This window comes from Nostoc sp. (assembly GCF_035638895.1).
Taxonomy (GTDB): domain Bacteria; phylum Cyanobacteriota; class Cyanobacteriia; order Cyanobacteriales; family Nostocaceae; genus Nostoc.
In genome coordinates this window covers 1-4,064 of sequence record NZ_DASQZC010000044.1, presented here as the reverse complement: position 1 = coordinate 4,064, position 4,064 = coordinate 1, and the positions used below count along the sequence as shown (strand labels likewise).

Below are 4,064 nucleotides of genomic sequence, written 5' to 3'. Positions count from 1 at the left end.
GGACAAGATTCTGGTATCTACTGGCGATTGACTGATCCTCCAGAGAAAGGGGCTGAAGCACCAGACTGGTTTTATGTACCTAATGTACCACCGACCCTTGACGGTAAAATGCGGCGTTCTTATGTGCTGTGGAAGGAGTATGTCGCGCCCTTGATTGTGCTGGAATTTGTCTCTGGAGATGGTTCAGAAGAACGAGATAATACACCGCCATCTCAACGGGAAGGTGGGAATGTTGGTAAATTTTGGGTTTATGAGCGGGCAATTCGAGTGCCTTATTATGGAATTTATGAAGTAGCAAAAGCACAGATTGAAGTATATCACCTAGTCGATAATACTTATCAACTGATGCAACCCAATGAACGAGGACATTACCCAATTGCTCCTATGGATGTAGAGTTAGGAATCTGGCAAGGATTTTATCAGAATGCAGAGTTACCTTGGTTGCGCTGGTGGGATGCACAAGGAAATTTACTGCTAACGGGTGAAGAACGGGCTGTGATTGAGCGAGAAAGGGCGGAAGTTGAGCGACAAAAACGGGAGAGAATTGTAGAGAAATTGCGTACTCTCTCTATTGAAGAACTCAACGCTTTAGGAATTGACCCAGAAATGTTGGATTAAGAAACATTTTTTTGCTATGAAATTATGTACTTAGTAATGTATAATTAAGCCCAATTCAGGGTGCTTGTCAAGTATTAAACTACTTGCTGGTACTGCCAAAGCATGTTATATGTCTAAATCTGCAATCACCGTTACCGTCAAATTGTTTGCTGCTTATCAAGAAGCCTTTAGGGTTTCGGAACTGGTGCTGGAATTTCCTAATAGTATCCCAGTCAAAACAGTATGCGATCGCCTCATAGCTGAACACCCGGAACTCTCCCAATGGCGTGAAGTCACCCGCTTTGGAATTAATCTAATATTTGTTGAACCAGATACCCTACTACAAGATGGGGATGAAGTCGTGCTGATTCCACCAGTAAGCGGCGGCTAGCAAAAAAGTTAGAAGTTAGGAGTTAAAAATTGAAAACTTCTAACTCATAACTAATGGCTATCCATTAGCATACATATTAATCCCTACTTTTAGTTAAGCCTGCAAACTCTTGTTTTAAGGGTGGAGAGTGAAAAACTACCGTCTAAGCAATAGCACTTATAATGCAGAATCCAATGCTAGTAATTGCAAATCTTTTTGAATGTATGTTTAAAGCTACGACTCCCAGCAGCACAGAAGAATACCAAGAGCAATACCAAGGAGCAGCAAACATAAATAATATTAAAGTAACCCATCCTATACTTATACTAAGATTAGTGTCGGAATAATTTTTTTTCCAATATGGTTTTACCAAAATAATCAAATAAGAAACTACAAATATAGAAAATATTATAGGTTTAATTATTGAGTATAAACTATCTTGGAAACTTAGAGAAAGGTTTAGAATTTTCAAACTTAGTAAACTCTTAACCAAAGCATATAATGAACCGCCTACTTTTTCTCCAACACCAGGATTTAAAAGGCTTTTCCAAGCATCCATTGTAGGTAAAGCTATAACATAAGTGGCAAAAAGTATACCTAAAGAGAGACAAACAGCACTAAAGATAATTTTCCAACGTTGTTGCTTAATCAAATAAACAAAGATTAGAGGCAACCAAATAATTGGTAATGTCTTAATTAAAAAACCAATCCAAGCTGTAACAATTGCAGCTATATAATTATGGTTTTTGAGGCATATTATTAAAATAATTAAAGCTGTAGAAATTAATACATCAATATGTGCATTTGTAACCTGTTCATACAGCAAAAATGGGTTAACTAAATATGCAATTGTTATATTAACTTTGTGAGGAGATGTTTTTAAATGCTGCCATATTAAGGAACTATTTAATATATGGAACAAAAGACATATTAATTTAAATACATAAATTCCCAAAATTGGAGTAATCGCTACGAAAATAGCGGAAAACATAAAAAATAGTTGAGATATAGGCCCATAAGTTGAAGTCTGTTTCCAAACCAGGAATGGAGATAACTTTGATGTAAATGTGCTTGCAGCATTAATAAAAGGATTAATTCCATTTAAATCCATCAAACCATAATGTACGTATAGATTAATATCAGTGGTTATTGGATAACTTATGAAAGCAATTAATAAAAAGAATGAACTATTTTTTAGGATTTTTATAAAACTTATATCTATTTTTTTGTTTTTGTTTATTATTAGCCATACAATATATATAACAATTAAACAACGGTATTCTATACCTACTCTTATTTTGTCAATAGTTTTAGAAAAATCAGGTATATATTGACCTGTAGAATTAGCTAAAGCTTCCAGATTAAAAGAATAAGCTCTAATTGCTAATTCAACACACAATATTAATGAGAATATTATCGCAAGACCTAACAATATTTGGTTTTTTTTCTGATTGCTATAATTATCAAGATTTAGCATAATCATCCAAAAATTATTCAATAAAGTTTTTACTTGTCTAATAGCTTTAGGACTTAGTAGCTAGCTTCACTAAGTCATCTAACTCTTGCTGCATTTGACTAACAACTAATTCATAACATTCATTGACATAGTAGCGATCGCTGGCTGCTTCAGGGCCGTAGCGTTGAAATACAATTGGCGGACAAACCCGGGTGTACATGGACACAGGTAATGGAATATTGGGCAACGGGCCAATTCCTAATCCCCAAGGCAGTCCGAGATAGATCGGAAAAACTTCCGGATCAATCCCCAACAGCCAAGGCATCCCCCATTCGTGGAGTTGCTGCACAATTTTGTAGCAGTCAGCCAGTATAATCAGCGTATCGTGAGCGCCCCAAGAAATCACAGGGACAATCGGCACATTTTCCCGCAACGCTAACTTGATAAATCCTTGTCGTCCCGCAAAGTAGATTTTGTCACGTAAATAATGCGGTCGGAAGATATCTTTGGCTCCACCTGGATAAACTAGCAGACTCGCTCCAGAGCGCAAGGCAGTGTAAGCCATTTTCGGATGAGCAATAATTGCTCCAGCCTTAGCAACCAGTTGCGCTAGTGGGGGGCTAACCTGCCAAACCTTAGGATGCATCAAACCATAAACAGGTTGCTCCACACCAAATCGTCGGAACCAGTCGTACATCATCATTGTCATATCGGGAGCCGCGAGTCCCCCATTATGCGAACCGACAAGTAGGACTTTTTCTTGGGGTGGAATATTATCCCAGCCACTAGTTTTAACTCGGAAATAGTAGTGATAGAAAAAGCCCAACAGAGGCATCAGAGATTCTATGAACTTTGGATCTCGCTCATCCAAAGACCAACCGGGTTTTTTGTTTAAGAAATGTTGTTTTTTTGACATCGATGCATTCTAACAGGATTGGGAAAGGTCAAACAATCCTTTGTTAGGTATGACCAAATTTGCTCCATGCACAAAACCTGATTCGTCTAAATACTTTAAGTCAGTTTCTTCTCTAACAGCAGCTAATTCAAACTTAATTACTTCTGCTTGGTCTTTGACTTTCTGTGGTAAGTGTGATCTTCTAAGGTTTAACAAACTTCGGTTTCGTCCAGCAGCCAAGAATCTCCTTAAAGGAGCGTGCATATTTTAAGTTACCTTGGTGGATGCATTTTCTCTATTTATTTTTACATAGTTTGGGTTTTTATTGCCTAGTTAATACCAAAAATATCATATAGCAATCCGATTTGATTTCTGAATCACTCGTAGAGGTAAGGGACTGGGGATTGGGGACTGGGGACTGGGAAGAAGGAATAAAGGTGTACTGAGTTTTGTTCAAAAATCAAATATGAGTTCTATATCTATAACATCGGTTTGCTGCTGATAAATACTCAATTCCAAGAAATGCAGTAACACTCCCCGTCCAGGTAGATAATTTCAAAAATCAAATAAGATTCCTATATGACTTAATAAAATTCGCTGTAATCGACATCCTTCAGCACTGTTACCAATTTTTCAATATGTGCTGCTTCATGAGTTGCCATTAAAGATATTCTAATTCGACTTGTGGGTACTGTTGGGGGACGAATTGCTGGGGCAAAAATGCCAGCATTTCTTAGCTGTTTTCC

The 4,064-nt window shown here is 37.3% G+C and carries 5 protein-coding genes and 1 pseudogene; 2 read left to right on the top strand and 4 right to left on the bottom strand.

Features of this window, described 5'->3' with window-relative positions; genetic code table 11:
* Both VE944_RS01980 and VE944_RS01975 read left to right on the top strand, forming a co-directional pair.
* The coding region (locus VE944_RS01980) for a Uma2 family endonuclease (protein WP_324971474.1) at positions 1-618 on the top strand (618 nt) is incomplete at its 5' end.
* A gap of 109 nt (positions 619-727) precedes the next feature.
* On the top strand, positions 728-988 hold the full coding sequence (locus VE944_RS01975; RefSeq protein ID WP_118162247.1) for a MoaD/ThiS family protein: 261 nt from the start codon (positions 728-730) through the stop codon (positions 986-988).
* A gap of 142 nt (positions 989-1,130) precedes the next feature.
* Here VE944_RS01975 and VE944_RS01970 read toward each other — a convergent pair whose 3' ends face one another.
* From VE944_RS01970 to VE944_RS01955, 4 genes and pseudogenes are all read right to left on the bottom strand, one after another.
* Positions 1,131-2,465 carry an MptA/MptB family glycosyltransferase gene (locus VE944_RS01970; RefSeq protein ID WP_324971464.1) on the bottom strand — a complete coding sequence of 445 codons (1,335 nt, stop codon included), beginning with the start codon at positions 2,463-2,465 and terminating at the stop codon, positions 1,131-1,133.
* A gap of 25 nt (positions 2,466-2,490) precedes the next feature.
* Positions 2,491-3,339, bottom strand: a complete 849-nt coding sequence (locus VE944_RS01965) for a lysophospholipid acyltransferase family protein (protein ID WP_324971459.1) — start codon at positions 3,337-3,339, stop codon at positions 2,491-2,493.
* Between the two features lie 9 nt (positions 3,340-3,348).
* Positions 3,349-3,582, bottom strand: coding sequence for a hypothetical protein (locus tag VE944_RS01960; protein ID WP_324971456.1), 234 nt, complete (start codon positions 3,580-3,582; stop codon positions 3,349-3,351).
* Positions 3,583-3,902: 320 nt separating this feature from the next.
* Positions 3,903-4,064: pseudogene (locus tag VE944_RS01955) on the bottom strand (8-amino-7-oxononanoate synthase); the annotation flags it as partial.